The sequence below is a fragment of the Hallella absiana genome (assembly GCF_025457485.1).
GTDB classification, from domain to species: Bacteria; Bacteroidota; Bacteroidia; order Bacteroidales; family Bacteroidaceae; genus Prevotella; species Prevotella absiana.
Window position 1 is genome coordinate 38,923 of the sequence record NZ_JAMXSP010000007.1, and the last position, 15,362, is coordinate 54,284.

Consider the following 15,362-nt stretch of genomic DNA (forward strand, 5'->3'; position numbering starts at 1 on the left):
ATTTTCTGAATTATTACCACCATTTACCATATATTTACTCTTTAGGTGGAGATAATTTCCCTTGGAGCGTCCAATGGGAGCTTAGAACAAGGGAGCGGTGGTGCAAGCGTTGGGTGCCCTGATGCGGATGGCCTTTGCCACGGTGGAAGCCACACAATCAACGCTCACGGGAGTCTTGACGACCTCGTGGGGTATATTGCTTCCTAAGAAGATGATGGGGAAAGGCATGAAGCCGGCACTGCTGTAGATGACCTGCTGGGTCTCTTCGTTGAGCAGCTTCCATCCCGGTGCCACGTCGATGATGATGTCACCGCAGTTGGTGGGATTGTATCCGTTGTGGATCTTAAGGATGTCGTTGTTGCCGGCCATAAGACGCTCGCTGGTATAAACATCAGCGACGCCGGCATTCTGAATGAGGAAATTCTGGCTGCGGCCAAGAATCTCATTCATCGAAAGCCTCTTCTGCTCAATGAGCTTATGGTTGAGATACATCTCATTGCCATAGCACTGCTCCACATATCTGCCCTGACCATAGATGGCGCTGAGATACATGTTGAGCAAATTGGCCGTACGATTGATATAGAAAGTACCCGAGGGTACACGATATTTATCCAAGTCCTTGCGGGCCTCGTCGGAGTAGCCGGTGGAGGTGACCACAAACAGCACTTTGTCTTTGCCCACGCGCTGCTCCACGCCCGAGATGAGCGTGGCCAAGGTATGGTCAAGCTGCATGTAGACGCTCTCCATGCACGTTTGCCAACTTTCGTTCTCCTTACCCTTGGCACGTGCTGCCGACAAGGTGACATAGAGCAGGTCGGGCATCTCGTCGCGACCCATTGCCGCGGAAGTCACGGCTTGCAGCGACACCGACACGACATTGTCGTTGGCCAGTGCCGCAGTCCTTCCCTGCTGAGGATGGAGCGTATTGTAGGCTTTGAGCCATGCGGGCAAAGAAGTGCTATAATACTTAGTGCCAGTCCACGTGCCGTTGTCACCCATCCAAAAAGCACCGTCGGCAGCATGTCCAGCCGACAAGATGGCAGACTCCTTATCTTGAGAAAAGCTGTAGACAATAGCCGTGCCGTTGCTGCTCATCTTAAGCTCATCGCCCAAGGTGGATGTCAGCAGGCGTTGCGGTGAACTGCTGTACTTCTCGTCAGCCACGCAGTTGACAGGACGCAGCGTAGCGCGGTCGAGCCATTGCGTGCCCACGATACCATGAAGATAAGGTGTGGCGCCGGACGACAGCGTGGCTGTGGCCGACGAACGGTCGACGGGGGTGAATGGATAACGACCGCCCTCATACACCAGGCCCTGCTGCATGAGACGTCGGAAGCCGCCCTGACCGTAGAGGGGATAGAAAGCCTCCATATAGTCGGTGCGCAACTGGTCGATGGTCACATTGACCACCAGTCGCGGTGCAAGCCCGAAGGCCTGCATCTCAGCGGATGTCAGCGCAGCGATGATGAAAGCTAAATATCTCATTCTTCTGTTATTGTCTTGTTACTATCTTTGTTAATACATTGTTGCCCTTAAAGCAAACTGCATAATTGACGATACACCTATCCAACAAGCATAATGCCAATATGTTCATTCCCGACGCATAGTCTTGCAGGATGTTGCCAATGAAAAACAGTAAAAGGCAAACGGCAAACACCGTCCACCACTTGCTGTACTGCCCTCTCCTACTCTTTCTGACCACAGAATAAAGGGCGACGAGCGACAGAGGGTTAAGCAACAGTATCTGTAAGTTGATACTGACTGTCGGATGTTTGGAGAAGATCATGAGGAACAGCACGAGACCTGCCAGTCCGTCAACTAACAACAGAGCGAGGTCGATGCCCCAATAGATTCTTTTCTTGCGATACTCCCTCACACTGGCCAGAACTACGAGCAACGTCAATATAGTAATAGCCACACGCGGCGTGAAAATATCGAAGAAGGATAGATCCGTCTCGGGAGTCTGAGCCTCAAGTACCGTCCAAGTGCTGTCCACAAGGTTGGCAGGTGACTGATGCTCACGGAAAACCTTAGCCGTAGCAAAGGAAGCACGCAGAGAGTCGGGAAGGAACTGCTGCTGACGCAAGGTTGTCTGCCGGTCGGCATTTACTCCCAACAGCAGATCGCAGCCGAAGCAATCCCAAGGATGCTGCTCATCCCACTGATGCACCATCGTGCGGTAGGAACTCGTCACGGACGCATTGACCCGATAACCCACATGACCACGGATATGGTCGACGATCATGTCACGCGCTCTCGACGAACAATTGTCGTAAAAGAAATTGTAGCGGTAGACTTTGTTCTCGGGACGAGCGTTAAGAGCCAGTGCATTGATGATGTCGAGTTTTTCCTGCCGCGTGAGATTGATGCGCTGCTCGATCACACCCCTGCCCTCTTCCGTATATTCCTCCATGAACAGGTCAAAAGGATAGATCCCCATCTCGTAGTCGCAGAGCCCGAAGACGAAGCGAGGTATGAAATAGGGTGTATGATAATTGAACAAGCCATAGTTGACCGCTACGTCTTGCCCTGTTGCCGCGTCATGAACGCGGATAGCTGTATGTCCGTATAAGCTGTAAATCTCTTTCCCCGGTGAACAGGTGAGTAGTCCTATCTCCACGCTGTCCATCTCCTGCAACTGTCTCGGTGTCGCTTCTTGCGCCCAAATGGTTGTCGTTAAGAAAACCAAAACAGCGAGAAAAACAACTCGTAAATGTCGTTTTAAACGTTTCACGATGCAAAAATACCTTATTATTTTCACTTTCGTGCGTTAATTTCGATTTTTTTCAATACTTTTGCAGTTGACTTCTGCCGAAGCCCGGTGTTGATGAACACTGTAGCAAGGATGGAAGCTCCAAGAAGATAAACGTATTCGTTAGTAAACCAATGAAAAAACAACTCACCGTCATCGCACTGGCTATGCTCGCCACTACGGGCTGGGCTCAGAGCGGCACCAACTCTCCATATAGCCAATATGGGCTGGGAATACTTTCTGACCAGTCTACAGGCTTCAATCGCGGTATGAACGGATTGGCCTTGGGCTTCCGGGAGCACAATCAGGTGAACCCTGCCAACCCGGCGTCTTACTCGGCCATCGACAGCCTCTCGTTTATTTTCGATGCCGGCATCTCGTTGCAGCAAACCAACTTTAAGGAAGGTGGAAGAAAACTCAACGCCAACAATGCTGACTTTGAGTATGTGGTAGCCGGCCTCCGCCTCTTCCGCCATTTCGGCGTGAGCTTCGGTCTGCTTCCCTATTCCAACATCGGATACTCCTACTCCACTACAACATCAGTGGGCGACGTCAACAAGACATATTCCTACAATGCCTATAATGGTGACGGTGGCTTGCATCAGGTGTATCTCGGCTTTGGCTGGGAGCCTATCCGCAACCTTTCCATCGGTGTCAACGGATCGTATCTCTATGGTGACTACACTCGTACGGTGACGAACAGTTACAGCAACTCGTCCGCCAACGCGCTCATTAAGACTTATTCGGCCGACGTAAGAAGCTACAAGCTGGATGCCGGACTGCAATATACATTGCCGCTGAACAAGAAGGATCAGCTCACACTGGGCTTGACCTATGGCATGGGGCATGAAATCAATGGCAAGCCGCAGGTGACCATCGTCTCCAACAACTCTGTCACGGCTGTGGCTGACACAATTACCTATCCCGGTGCAGGACAGGTGGATTTGAAATTGAAGATTCCAAATACCTTTGGAGCAGGACTCACTTTCAACCACAATAACAAAGTTAAGATCGGAGCCGACTACTCTCTCCAGCAGTGGTCGAAAATCAGCGCACCCGAACTCGTCACCGACAACAGTGGCAACATCAACTACCAGTTGGTAAAAGGATACTATAAGGACCGCCATCAGTTTACACTCGGCACACAAATCTGCCCCGACGAGTATGGCCGCTCTTTCTTGAAGCGCATTCGCTATCGCGCCGGTGTGAGCTATACTACACCTTATTATTATATAGGAAGTCTGGAAGGTCCTAAAGAGCTCAGTGCCTCACTGGGCTTCGGAATCCCTATCGTCAACGGATATAACAACCGCTCGCTGCTCAACATCAGTGCTCAATGGGTCAAGCGAAGCGCCAAGAACCTCATCACGGAAAACACCTTCCGCATCAACGTTGGCATCACCTTCAATGAGCAGTGGTTTGCTAAGTGGAAAGTACAATAATAGATGTATAGGCATTTTCTCATGAAATTATCTCTGCATCATAGTCTTCTCACCTTTCTCTTTGTGTGCTTCATCGCCTCCTGTACCGAGCCCGTAGAGCATACAGCCCCTGCTGTGCGCGCACGCGACTCAGTCGCCGTGATGACATCATGGGGCGTCAACACGCTCATCTCCGACTCCGGTGTGATCAAATACCGCATCGTAACCGAGAAATGGGAAGTCAACGAGAACAAGCGGCCACCAAGATGGATCTTTGAGAAAGGACTCTTCTTGGAGCAGTTTGACGAGAAGTTTCATGTGCAGGCATATATCCAGTGCGATACTGCCTATTACTATAGTCAAAAGAAGTTGTGGGAACTCAGATCAAGAGTGCGTGTGAGAACCAAGGACGGACTGCGCTTTACCAGCCAGGAACTGTTCTGGGATCAAAACACACATGAACTGTATTCCAACGTCTTCTCCCGTCTCATCACGCCCGACCGCACGCTGCAAGGATCTTATTTCCGTTCCGACGAGAAGATGACTCGCTATATGGTCACCAACACCAAGGGCTCCTTCTCTCAAAGCGATCTTGAGGGTGGAAACTCCGACTCCGGCACGTCAGCCGCAGAGCAGGACAGCATCCAAAAGAGTCAAAGAAGTCAGGCTGTGCCAGAACGCGGCGGAAAACAATAACATCGAAAAACAGAAAACATCATAATTGTAATCATATAACTGTGCAGCAAGTAGATATACCACTTATCTTAGAGATATTGTGCACGATGGTGCTCAGTGCATTCTTTTCCGGAATGGAGATCGCGTTTGTCTCAAGCAACCGCATGCTGGCTGAGATGGATAAGAACAAGAATGGATTATCCCAACATATCATCTCCTTCTTTTATCGCCATCCCAACGGTTTCGTCTCTACTATGCTTGTGGGCAACAACGTGGTTCTGGTCATCTACGGCATCTTGATTGCCCAACTCTTCGACAACACCATCTTTCGAGGGTGCAGCGCCGGGTTCACGGTACCCGCCGATACCATTCTATCAACGCTGATCATGCTCTTCACGGGAGAGTTCCTTCCCAAGTCACTTTTCAAGAGCATCCCCAACACCATGTTGACGGTGTTCTCACCCATCGCATACATTTTCTACATCGTCCTTTGGCCCATCAGCAAGTTTGCTACCTTTCTCTCAAAGGGTCTCTTACGACTCTTTGGCGTGCACATGCCGAAGGAAGAGGGCGACGAAGGCTTCACCAAGGTGGATCTCGACTACCTCATCCACACATCTATTGACAACGCACCCAACGAAGCCGCCGTCGACGACGAGGTGAAGATTTTCCAAAACGCACTCGACTTCCCCGACCTGAAAGTGCGCGACTGCATGATTCCACGTACCGAGATCAATGCCGTCAACATGGAGACGTGTAGCCTGGAGGAACTGAAACAGAAATTTGTGGAGAGCGGAAACTCCAAGATCATCGTCTATCGCGAGGACATCGACCATATCGTGGGATATATCCATAGCCACGAGATGTTTCGTGATCCCAAACGCTGGCAGGATCATATCCGCACCCTGCCCTTTGTCCCGGAGACGATGCTGGCGCAAAAACTGATGCGCATCTTCCTGCAACAGAAGAAGAGCCTCGGCGTGGTCATCGACGAATTTGGCGGCACCAGTGGACTGGTGTCGTTGGAGGATATCGTGGAGGAAATCTTCGGCGATATTGAGGATGAACACGACACAGACCACTACATCGCCAAGAAGATTGATGAGCACGACTATCTGCTCTCAGCACGACTCGAAATCGACAAGGTCAACGAGGAATTTGGATTGGAATTGCCCGAGAGTGACGAATATATGACAATTGGCGGACTTATCCTCCATGAATACCAAAGCTTCCCCAAACTCAACGAAATCATCAAGATCGACAAGTTCGAATTTAAAATCATTAAAAGCACAATGACGAAAATAGAGCTCGTCAGACTGCATATCAACGAATAAATAAGCATCTCTGACGTTTTTTTCTATAAATCATTCCCTCGTTTGCTATTTATTTAGTAAATTTGTACGCTTAAAAGAGTTAGCTTTAACGCAGAAAATCAATAAACAAAAAATACAATTATCAAAACAAAATGGCAGCATTAGGAAAAATCAGAAGCAAAAGTGTCGCGCTGATCGCCATCATCGGTTTCGGCCTTTTCGCTTTCATCGCCGAAGAGGCCTTCCGTTCTTGCGAGTCATCTCGCAACAATGAGCGCCAGCAAATCGGTGAGGTGTTAGGAGACAAAATCAATTACGAGGACTTTGCCAAGCAAGTCGACGAAGCACAGCAGGCTATGAAGTTCATGGGCCAGGAAAATCTCAACGATGACCAACTCAACCAACTTCGTGACCAAGTCTGGAACAACTTCGTACAGTATCGTCTCATTGAGAACGAGTGCGACAAACTGGGCATGACCGTGACAGACCAGGAGATGCAGAATGTGCTCAACGAGGGTACCAACCAGATGCTTCTCTCTACACCTTTCGTCAATCAGCAGACCGGACGCTTCGATGCCAACCAGCTCAAGCAGTTCCTCGCTCAGTATAAGCAGGCTCAGGCTCAGCAGCAGAATCCGCAGATGGCTGAGCAGATGGACGCCATCTACAAATACTGGACTTACATCGAGAAGAGCCTCCGTCAGCAACTGCTCATTCAGAAGTACAACGGACTGCTCGCTCACTGCTTGCTGTCTAATCCTATTGAGGCTAAGATGGCCTTCAACGAGGAGAGCCAGGAGAGCCAAATCCAGTTGGCTTCCTACCCCTACTCCAGCATCCAGGACTCTAAAGTCAACATCTCTGACGCTGACCTGCAGGCTAAATACGATGAGCTGAAGGCGCGTTTCCGTCAGTATGTCGAGAGCCGCGACATCAAGTATGTTGATGTTCAGATCTCAGCCTCTCCCGCTGACCGCGCAGCACTGCTGAAGCAATTCAAGGGTTGGGCCGGTCAAATGCAGACTGCCGCTGATCCTTCTGAAATCGTTCGCAAGAGCACTTCTTCCGTTCCCTACATGGGTATCCCCGTTGGCAAAGAAGCTTTCCCAACAGATATCGCAGACAAACTCGACTCTATGTCTGTCGGTCAGACTTTAGGCCCTGTGGAGAACAAGCAGGACAACACTTTCAATATCGTCAAGCTCGTTGCTAAGCAGGAGCTCCCTGACTCTGTGCAGTTCCGCGCTATCCAGATTGCAGGTACTACTCCCGACGAGGCGCATAAGACTGCAGACTCTGTCTACAACGCTCTGAAGGCAGGTGCAGACTTTGCCGCTATTGCCAAGAAATACAACCAGGAAGGCAAAGAGCAGTGGCTCACCACCAAGATGTATGAGTACTCAACATCGATGGACAACGACTCAAAGAACTATCTCAACGCTCTGCTCACCTCTAACGTTAAAGAGCTGAAGAACGTTCAGCTGACTCAGGGCAACTTGATTATCCAGGTGCTTGACCGCAAGAATATGGTCGAGAAGTACACGGCAGCTGTCATCAAGAAGCCGATCGACTACTCCAACACTACACGTAGCAACGTCTACAACAAGTTCAGCACCTTTGTCAGCGCTAACCAGACTCCAGCCGACATCGTGAAGAACGCTGCCCGCAACGGCTATTCTGTTCAGGAGGCTAAGGACGTGACCACCAGCCAGCACAACCTTGCAGGTATCAAATCTACCCGCGACGCTATGAAGTGGCTCTTCGCAGCCAAAGAGGGTGAGGTTTCTCCGATGTATGAGTGTGGCGACAATGGCAACAACCTGCTGCTCGTCGTCTGCGAAAAGATCCATCCGATTGGCTACCGCGACCTCAGCGATCCTCAGGTGAAGGAGATGGTCAAGCAGGAGGTGATGCGTGACAAGAAAGCCGAGATGCTCATCGCCAAGGCTAAAGGTGCCAACAGCATCAACGCTGCCAAGGCTAAGGGTGCTATCATCTCTGCTGTCAACCAGGTGACTTTCGCCGCTCCTGTCTTCGTTCAGTCTACCGGTAGTAGCGAGCCTGCTCTGAGTGGTGCCGTCTACGCTACAAAGCCCGGAGCATTCAGCAGCCATCCTGTTAAGGGCCTGGCCGGTGTCTATCAGTTCCAGGTCGTCAGCCGCAAGAAGAATGCACTGAAGTTCAATGAGGCTCAGGAAGAGATGAAGCTCCGTCAGCGCTCTATGCAGTACGCCGGCAACTTCATGAACGAGCTCTATGTCAAGGCTAAGGTTGTCGACAACCGCTATCTCTTCTTCTAAACAAGAGTTGTAGAGCATATATAAAGAAAACAGGGAAAAGATATTGGTCTTTTCCCTGTTTTCTTATTTTCAATTGACAACTGCTATAATTGATGAGTCTCTCAAACACTATAAGAACTCACTGCACTTTTGGCAAAGGATAGTCGTATTTGTGAGGCCCGAAGGCTCCGTCTTTATAAGGATCGTGGTACCAGTCTTTCTCTACTGACAGTTGTAAGGAGAACGCCGGTGACGGTTTCCACAGCACAGAAGCCCCTATCCTGTCAACATTTCCATAGTAACCAGAACCGAAGCCATTGCCATAAGGACCAAGGCCATAACCATAGGCACCTACGCCATAACCATAGGCACCTACGCCATAACCATAATACCCCAAGCCGTATGGACTCATCAACCCCGAATAAGCTAATGAAGGATACCCATAATAAGAGTAAGGATAGAAGCCATTCGAGCCTATCGACTTCTGACCATAGATGGTGGCAGACCATTGATCATTGAACCGATAGCCCAATTCGGCATAAAGCGAACCTGTCACATAGTTGTTTGATCCCTCACTGACATGGCTGAGATTACCGCCAACAACAAGACTACCCTTTTTGCCAATGGGCGTCGCGTAGGCCACGTTAGCAGTCTGGGCAAAACCACTGCGGTGGCGTCGACCACCAAAAGTGGTGTAAGCACTCAGATCCATGCTGGCGTTGAGCCCCGCATGGAGACTGTTGCCGTCACTCCACCCCTCACGGGGCACCGCTTTTGTGTAAAGCGAAGCATTGCTCTTAATACTTTGAGCGGACTTCGGGATGGAGTCATTATGTGACTGGGCACTGATGCCAGTACTCAACAGCATCAAGCCCGTCAATATATAGTTTCCTTTGTTCATCATCACTTTAATTATTTCCAGCAAAGACTTCTCGTCACCCTCATGCTTATCCTGCAAAGATGATTCATCCTGGCTGTATTTCATTGCAAAGATAAGAAAAGATCGAATTCCCGCTCTGTTGCTTCATCATTTTTAGGGTTGTTTTGATTAAAAATACATAAATGCCTCTATCGTTATTCCATTTTTAATGAGATCATGAGGCAAACAAGTTGATTCTTATTATCTTTGCATATCATTAATATAAAGAAATAACGACTATTATAAAGTGATAACGATATGGAAAAGAATCCATCTTCAACATCTGAAAAGTCTACGACATTGTTAGACCAAGCAAAAGCAATGGCTGCTCAAGGCAATAAAGTCGTTGCCGTGGCATTGCTCAGCCAATATATAGCCCAAGCCCCGGAAGCAGAAACAGAGGAAGCCCACCGTCTGCGCGGTGCCCTGCTCCTGCAAATGGGCGACAAGCGAGGGGCGGAAGAAGACGCTCAAGCTGTGCTGCGCATCAATCCTAAACTCGCAAACGGGCACTTCCAACTCGATTAAATATTAATTTTTTATCTCTTTCGCAATTTTTCTAAGGAAATGTTTGCGTATATCAGATAAATGTTATACTTTTGCACAAAAATAAAACAATAACAATATGAAGTCATTTGCATCTTTCCGTTATTATTATTTTTACTTTGCATGGAAATGCGAAGCGGGAAGTTGCGTGTAGATTTCAACTTAAGACTGACAATAACCAAACAGGTTTTGCATACAAGGTCCCGCTTCATATCCTATGAGGTGGGATTTTTTGTAACATGACCTTGAAAACAATTATAAGAACAGACAAAGAACAGATCGATGAAGAGAATAGCAATACAAGGACGCGTAGGATCTTTCCATGATATCGCTGCCCATGAATATTTCGAGGGGGAACAGATTCAGCTCATCTGCTGCGATACTTTCGAGCAAGTGTTCGAGAATATCAAGCGTGACCCTACCGTCATCGGATTGGTGGCTATCGAAAACACGATCGCCGGATCCTTGCTCCACAACTATGAACTGCTACGCGACAGCGGAGCTACCATCGTTGGAGAGCACCGGTTGCATATCACGCATAGCATCTGCTGCCTGCCGGAAGACGACTGGACGACCGTCTCGGAGGTGCACTCTCATCCTGTGGCTCTGATGCAGTGCCGGCAATGGCTATCAAATCATCCCGACCTCAAAGCGGTTGAAGCGGATGACACTGCCGGTAGTGCTGAATACATCAAGAACCACAACTGTCTCGGATGGGCCGCTATCTGCCACGCCCATGCCGCCAAACTATATGGTTTGAAGGTGTTGGAAGACCATATCGAGGACAACAAGCACAATTTCACACGCTTCCTCGTCGTCTGCGCACCACAGAAAGCCGACTTCCTGAGACCCGTCAACGCTGTCAACAAAGCCAGTCTCGTCTTTTCTCTTCCCCACTCAGAAGGCTCTCTCTCTAAAGTGCTGACTATCCTGAGCTTCTATGACATCAACCTGACCAAGATCCAGTCACTTCCGATCATTGGCAAAGAGTGGGAATATCTTTTCTACGTAGATGTCACCTATGATGATCTCGTACGCTACCGACAAGCAGTGGATGCGATCACGCCGCTGACACGCAATATCAAGATAATCGGAGAATATATAGAAAAATAACAACTGCAATAATCATCAATATGAAACCAGCTCAAAGAGTTAACACAATTCAAGAATACTATTTCAGCCGCAAACTGAAAGAAGTGGCAAAACTCAATGCAGAAGGGCAAGATATCATCTCGCTTGCTATAGGTTCACCGGATATGCCGCCATCGCCACAGACCATTGAGAAACTTTGTGAAGTTGCTCACGATCCGACGGCACACGGCTATCAGCCCACTTGTGGACTGCCGGAGCTGCGCAAGGCTATGGCTGGATTCTATAAGCGGACCTATGGAGTAGATGTTGACTGGGCTACGGAAGTCCAGCCCATCATTGGCTCAAAGGAAGGTATCATGTACGCTACACTCGCCTTCTGCAATCCTGGCGACAAGGTGCTGATACCTAATCCCGGATACCCGACCTACACAGCAGTGAACAAGATCTTCGGCACCCAGATCATATACTACGACCTGCAAGAGAACAACGGGTGGCAACCTGACTTTGACGCGCTTGAGAAGATGGATCTTGAGGGTGTGAAGCTGATGTGGACCAACTACCCCAACATGCCGACGGGTGGCAATGCGCGGATGGAAACTTATGAGAAGCTGGTGGACTTTGCCCGTCGCCATGACATTGTTGTAGTCAACGACAATCCCTACTCTCTCATCCTCAACGAGCATCCGATGAGCATCATGCAGGTGACGGGTGCCAAAGACTATTGCATCGAACTCAACTCTATGTCGAAGAGCCACAACATGCCGGGATGGCGCGTGGCCATGATGCTGAGCAACAAAGACTATATCTCATGGATCTTCAAGATTCAGAGTAATATCGAGAATGGTACTTTCCGCGGCATCCAGCTTGCTGCTGCCGAGGCTTACAACACCAATTCTGAAGATTGGCACCGCGAGAACAACATAGAGAACTATCGCCGCCGCCGCGTCATTGCCGAGCAAATCCTTGACACACTGGGATGTACCTACGACAAGAGCCAGGTAGGAATGTTTGTTTGGGGAAGAATCCCCGACTGCTATGCCGACGTCGAAGACCTGACAGAACAAGTGCTCCATGAGGCGAAAGTCTTTATCACCCCAGGCTTTATCTTTGGCTCTAACGGCAAGCGCTACATCCGCATCTCGCTCTGCGCCAAAGACGAGAAGATCGAAGAGGCGCTGAAACGCATCAAGCAATGGAAAGCCGGCAAGTAGCACTCGTCTGAACAGTTGTTCATGCCGGATTTGATACACAAACAATATTGAGACTTAAATAGAAATTAATAATTTAAAACTTAAGGATATGGAACTTGAACTTGAAGCTCTGAACTTACCGAGTGACAACGAGCGACCGATAGTGATTGCAGGTCCCTGCAGTGCTGAAACCGAGGAGCAGGTGATGAACACAGCCCGTCAACTGAGAAGCAAGGGCTGTCACATGTTTCGTGCTGGCGTATGGAAGCCACGCACCAAGCCAGGAGGTTTTGAAGGTTGTGGAGAGAAGGCTCTACCCTGGCTCAAGCAAGTCAAAGACGAGACAGGTATGCTGGTTGCTACCGAGGTAGCCAAGCCCGAGCACGTGGAGCTCTGTCTGAAATATGGCATTGACATCCTTTGGGTCGGTGCCCGTACCACCGCCAATCCCTTTGCCATGCAGGACTTGGCAGATTCTCTCAAAGGTGTAGACATCCCTGTCTTCGTTAAGAATCCTGTCAACCCCGACCTTGAACTGTGGATTGGAGCCATGGAGCGTATCAATCAGGCTGGCGTAAAGCGTATGGCGGCTATCCATCGTGGTTTCTCAAGCTACGACAAAAAGATCTATCGCAACCTCCCCATGTGGCAGATTCCTATGGAGCTACATCGACGCATCCCCAACTTGCCGATCATCTGCGACCCCAGTCACATTGGTGGACGACGCGAACTGATCGCTCCTCTGTGTCAGCAAGCCATGGACTTAGGCTTCGACGGCCTCATCGTTGAAAGCCATTGCAGTCCGGATGACGCATGGAGTGATGCCCGTCAGCAGGTGACTCCAGATGTCTTGGACTACATCCTCAGCCTTTTGGTTGTACGTGATGAGACAGTGACCACAGAAGGCATCAGCCAGCTCCGTCGTCAGATTGATGATCTTGACAACCAACTCATGGAACTCATCTCAAAGCGTATGCGCGTGTGCCGTGAAATCGGTCAGTACAAGAAGGAGCATAATATGACCGTGTTCCAGGCCAACCGCTACAACGAGATCCTTGAGAAGCGTGGTGCACAGGCCAGCTTGTGCGGCATAGATCCAGAGTGCGCTGCACATGTCTTTGAACTCATCCACCAAGAGAGTGTCCGCCAGCAAATGGAGATTATCAACCAGTAAACTCTTTATATGACGGGCAATGAACCTTGGAGTCATTGCCTGTCATCAATCAATAGATATTCTTACACAGACAAAAAATGAAGATTCTTATCATGGGTGCAGGAAAGATGGGATCTTTCTTCATCGATCTGCTCAGCTTCGACCATGAAGTGGGTGTCTTCGAGAAAGACCCGAGAAGACTGCGCTTCACATATAATTGCCAGCGCTTTACCACACTGGACGAGGTGAAGGACTTTGCACCTCAACTGGTCATCAATGCAGTGACCGTTAAATACACAATCCCTGCCTTTGAGGAGATCCTCCCCTATCTGCCCGCCGATTGTATCATCTCTGACATCGCTTCCGTCAAGACTCACCTTAAAGAGTTCTATGAGCAAGCCGGCCACCCTTATGTCTCTACACACCCAATGTTTGGCCCAACGTTTGCCAATCTCAATCAGCTGTCTGAGGAAAACGCTATCATCATCTCCGAGGGCGATTACATGGGACGCATCTTCTTCAAAGATCTCTATCGGGGACTGGGCTTGCACATCTATGAGTACACCTTTGAGGAGCATGACAAGACGGTCGCTTATTCACTCAGCATTCCCTTTGTGTCAACCTTCGTGTTCGCAGCTGTCATGAAGCATCAAGATGCACCAGGAACAACATTCAAGCGGCACATGAATATAGCGAGAGGAGTCCTGTCAGAAGATGACTACCTGCTGCAGGAAATACTCTTCAACCCCTATACCCATGATCAAGTAGAAAACATCTGTAAAGAGATGAAGGAACTGCTTCATATCATTGACGAGAAAGACACCAAGGGCATGAAAGCTTACCTCACAAAGATCCGACGTAACGTTTTTGAGAAATAAAGTTCCGAAAGTGAAAAACTCCGCAACGCTTAACAGTGTTGCGGAGTTTTTTAGAGCCAAAACGAAAGAAAAACAGCCAATTTTAATATGTTCTCATCGCTCCACAACTGCTTCTTTGTTAACTGACAGACTATACAGAACAAAAAATTAACAATTATCAATATGGATTGCAATCGTTACGTAATAATAAAAAGCCTTCTCACTTATTGGTCAAACGAATGTCAGTCAATCATCTGACGTTCGTTTGACAATTGTCCGACGTTCGTTTGACAATTGTCCGACGTTCGTTTGACAATTGTGCGACGTCCGTTTGACAATTGTGCGACGTCCGTTTGACAATTGTCCGACGATCGTTTGACCATCATTGTTCAACTTAAAACATTGAATTTCAAGACTTACACACTAACATTCGTACAGTTTCAGTTTTGTGTATTCTCTCAAAATTCAACAGCTTTTAGAAAAGAGTAGGACTATCGACATCCGTTTGTTTAGGACTTTCTTCCCCTACCTTGCATCCTTTCTGTTCGTCACTAAAATCAATATAAGTTTGAACAACCTTTTGCGACCGGAGATTGAATCTGTATTTTCCCCAACCAACTCTTTCAAAAGGATCTGTCGGCAACGAGCTGTGATTTCTCACTAAGTTATAAACATACGCCCGAACCTCTTCCTTGCTGACAGGGTGGAACAAGCTGTTATAGGCATTATAAACATGGAGCACTAAATATCTTAAGCTGATACCCTTGTTACCAGCTTCCAACATAATGCGAATAACGGTCTCTTTCATAGATAAAAAAACCGCACCTCAATAGCATCGGTTACTACTAAGCTGCGGTATATGTATTCCAGTATTAAGCGAGCACAACTTTACCTTGTTCTCCCTTGACCTTACCTTCCTTCAGCAACCAACCAATACCGAGGAGAATCTCAGTCTCCGTCTTATTGGTTGCCTTACAAAGCTCTGAGACAGACAGAGCAGTACCCGCTGCAAACAATGCCTGATACACATCACCTGCACGGAATCCAGCATTCTCAGCGTCTACTAAAATCTCTGTTGCTTTCTTTGGGGCTGCAGCTTTCTTTGCTGTAGCAGTCTTGCAAACTGCTCTTTTTGTTGTTGCTTTCTTTTCTGCCATAATTTAGT

At 48.6% G+C, this 15,362-nt stretch carries 14 protein-coding genes; 9 read left to right on the forward strand and 5 right to left on the reverse strand.

Going from position 1 to position 15,362, the window contains the following annotated elements; all coding sequences use genetic code 11:
* Positions 1 to 81 precede the first annotated feature (81 nt).
* A complete protein-coding gene (locus NG346_RS05030; protein WP_262279636.1) occupies positions 82 to 1,485 on the reverse strand; it encodes an alkaline phosphatase family protein in 1,404 nt (467 codons plus the stop codon).
* Positions 1,486 to 1,492: 7 nt separating this feature from the next.
* Entirely contained in the window at positions 1,493 to 2,689 is a 1,197-nt protein-coding gene (locus tag NG346_RS05035; protein WP_262279635.1) for an Lnb N-terminal periplasmic domain-containing protein, read from the reverse strand.
* A 197-nt stretch (positions 2,690 to 2,886) separates the two neighbouring features.
* Here NG346_RS05035 and NG346_RS05040 point away from each other — a divergent pair, with 197 nt between their 5' ends.
* The 4 genes from NG346_RS05040 to NG346_RS05055 all read left to right on the forward strand — a co-directional run bounded on the left by NG346_RS05040 (position 2,887) and on the right by NG346_RS05055 (position 8,461).
* Positions 2,887 to 4,194, forward strand: coding sequence for an autotransporter outer membrane beta-barrel domain-containing protein (locus NG346_RS05040; protein ID WP_262279634.1), 1,308 nt, complete (start codon positions 2,887 to 2,889; stop codon positions 4,192 to 4,194).
* Between the two features lie 21 nt (positions 4,195 to 4,215).
* Complete coding sequence (gene lptC, locus NG346_RS05045; RefSeq protein WP_262279633.1) at positions 4,216 to 4,869, forward strand: LPS export ABC transporter periplasmic protein LptC; 654 nt, start codon at positions 4,216 to 4,218, stop codon at positions 4,867 to 4,869.
* An 86-nt stretch (positions 4,870 to 4,955) separates the two neighbouring features.
* Positions 4,956 to 6,182 carry a hemolysin family protein gene (locus NG346_RS05050; protein WP_262279667.1) on the forward strand — a complete coding sequence of 409 codons (1,227 nt, stop codon included), beginning with the start codon at positions 4,956 to 4,958 and terminating at the stop codon, positions 6,180 to 6,182.
* Positions 6,183 to 6,313: 131 nt separating this feature from the next.
* Complete coding sequence (locus tag NG346_RS05055) at positions 6,314 to 8,461, forward strand: peptidylprolyl isomerase (protein ID WP_262279632.1); 2,148 nt, start codon at positions 6,314 to 6,316, stop codon at positions 8,459 to 8,461.
* Between the two features lie 118 nt (positions 8,462 to 8,579).
* Here NG346_RS05055 and NG346_RS05060 read toward each other — a convergent pair whose 3' ends face one another.
* Positions 8,580 to 9,344: a hypothetical protein gene (locus NG346_RS05060; protein ID WP_262288410.1), complete on the reverse strand. Its 765-nt coding sequence runs from the start codon at positions 9,342 to 9,344 to the stop codon at positions 8,580 to 8,582.
* A 273-nt stretch (positions 9,345 to 9,617) separates the two neighbouring features.
* Here NG346_RS05060 and NG346_RS05065 point away from each other — a divergent pair, with 273 nt between their 5' ends.
* From NG346_RS05065 to NG346_RS05085, 5 genes are all read left to right on the forward strand, one after another.
* Entirely contained in the window at positions 9,618 to 9,887 is a 270-nt protein-coding gene (locus NG346_RS05065) for a hypothetical protein (protein ID WP_262279630.1), read from the forward strand.
* A gap of 300 nt (positions 9,888 to 10,187) precedes the next feature.
* Positions 10,188 to 11,018 carry a prephenate dehydratase gene (locus NG346_RS05070; RefSeq protein WP_262279629.1) on the forward strand — a complete coding sequence of 277 codons (831 nt, stop codon included), beginning with the start codon at positions 10,188 to 10,190 and terminating at the stop codon, positions 11,016 to 11,018.
* A gap of 20 nt (positions 11,019 to 11,038) precedes the next feature.
* Complete coding sequence (locus NG346_RS05075) at positions 11,039 to 12,208, forward strand: pyridoxal phosphate-dependent aminotransferase (RefSeq protein ID WP_262279628.1); 1,170 nt, start codon at positions 11,039 to 11,041, stop codon at positions 12,206 to 12,208.
* Between the two features lie 88 nt (positions 12,209 to 12,296).
* Positions 12,297 to 13,361, forward strand: coding sequence for a bifunctional 3-deoxy-7-phosphoheptulonate synthase/chorismate mutase type II (locus tag NG346_RS05080; RefSeq protein WP_262279627.1), 1,065 nt, complete (start codon positions 12,297 to 12,299; stop codon positions 13,359 to 13,361).
* 77 nt (positions 13,362 to 13,438) lie between these two features.
* Complete coding sequence (locus NG346_RS05085; RefSeq protein WP_262279626.1) at positions 13,439 to 14,218, forward strand: prephenate dehydrogenase; 780 nt, start codon at positions 13,439 to 13,441, stop codon at positions 14,216 to 14,218.
* A gap of 454 nt (positions 14,219 to 14,672) precedes the next feature.
* Here the strand turns inward: NG346_RS05085 and NG346_RS05090 are convergent, their stop codons facing one another.
* Complete coding sequence (locus NG346_RS05090; protein ID WP_262279625.1) at positions 14,673 to 15,005, reverse strand: hypothetical protein; 333 nt, start codon at positions 15,003 to 15,005, stop codon at positions 14,673 to 14,675.
* Between the two features lie 64 nt (positions 15,006 to 15,069).
* Positions 15,070 to 15,354, reverse strand: a complete 285-nt coding sequence (locus NG346_RS05095) for a winged helix-turn-helix domain-containing protein (RefSeq protein WP_262279624.1) — start codon at positions 15,352 to 15,354, stop codon at positions 15,070 to 15,072.
* Between the last annotated feature and the right edge of the window lie 8 nt (positions 15,355 to 15,362).

What these genes read in the sequence shown, in the direction of transcription:
- NG346_RS05090 (WP_262279625.1), bottom strand. Translation starts at nt 15,005, where the DNA reads ATGAAAGAGACCGTTATTCGCATTATGTTGGAAGCTGGTAACAAGGGT.
- NG346_RS05095 (WP_262279624.1), bottom strand. Translation starts at nt 15,354, where the DNA reads ATGGCAGAAAAGAAAGCAACAACAAAAAGAGCAGTTTGCAAGACTGCT.
- NG346_RS05050 (WP_262279667.1), top strand. Translation starts at nt 4,956, where the DNA reads ATGGTGCTCAGTGCATTCTTTTCCGGAATGGAGATCGCGTTTGTCTCA.
- NG346_RS05030 (WP_262279636.1), bottom strand. Translation starts at nt 1,485, where the DNA reads ATGAGATATTTAGCTTTCATCATCGCTGCGCTGACATCCGCTGAGATG.
- NG346_RS05085 (WP_262279626.1), top strand. Translation starts at nt 13,439, where the DNA reads ATGAAGATTCTTATCATGGGTGCAGGAAAGATGGGATCTTTCTTCATC.
- lptC (WP_262279633.1), top strand. Translation starts at nt 4,216, where the DNA reads ATGAAATTATCTCTGCATCATAGTCTTCTCACCTTTCTCTTTGTGTGC.
- NG346_RS05065 (WP_262279630.1), top strand. Translation starts at nt 9,618, where the DNA reads ATGGAAAAGAATCCATCTTCAACATCTGAAAAGTCTACGACATTGTTA.
- NG346_RS05055 (WP_262279632.1), top strand. Translation starts at nt 6,314, where the DNA reads ATGGCAGCATTAGGAAAAATCAGAAGCAAAAGTGTCGCGCTGATCGCC.
- NG346_RS05060 (WP_262288410.1), bottom strand. Translation starts at nt 9,344, where the DNA reads ATGATGAACAAAGGAAACTATATATTGACGGGCTTGATGCTGTTGAGT.
- NG346_RS05075 (WP_262279628.1), top strand. Translation starts at nt 11,039, where the DNA reads ATGAAACCAGCTCAAAGAGTTAACACAATTCAAGAATACTATTTCAGC.
- NG346_RS05040 (WP_262279634.1), top strand. Translation starts at nt 2,887, where the DNA reads ATGAAAAAACAACTCACCGTCATCGCACTGGCTATGCTCGCCACTACG.
- NG346_RS05070 (WP_262279629.1), top strand. Translation starts at nt 10,188, where the DNA reads ATGAAGAGAATAGCAATACAAGGACGCGTAGGATCTTTCCATGATATC.
- NG346_RS05080 (WP_262279627.1), top strand. Translation starts at nt 12,297, where the DNA reads ATGGAACTTGAACTTGAAGCTCTGAACTTACCGAGTGACAACGAGCGA.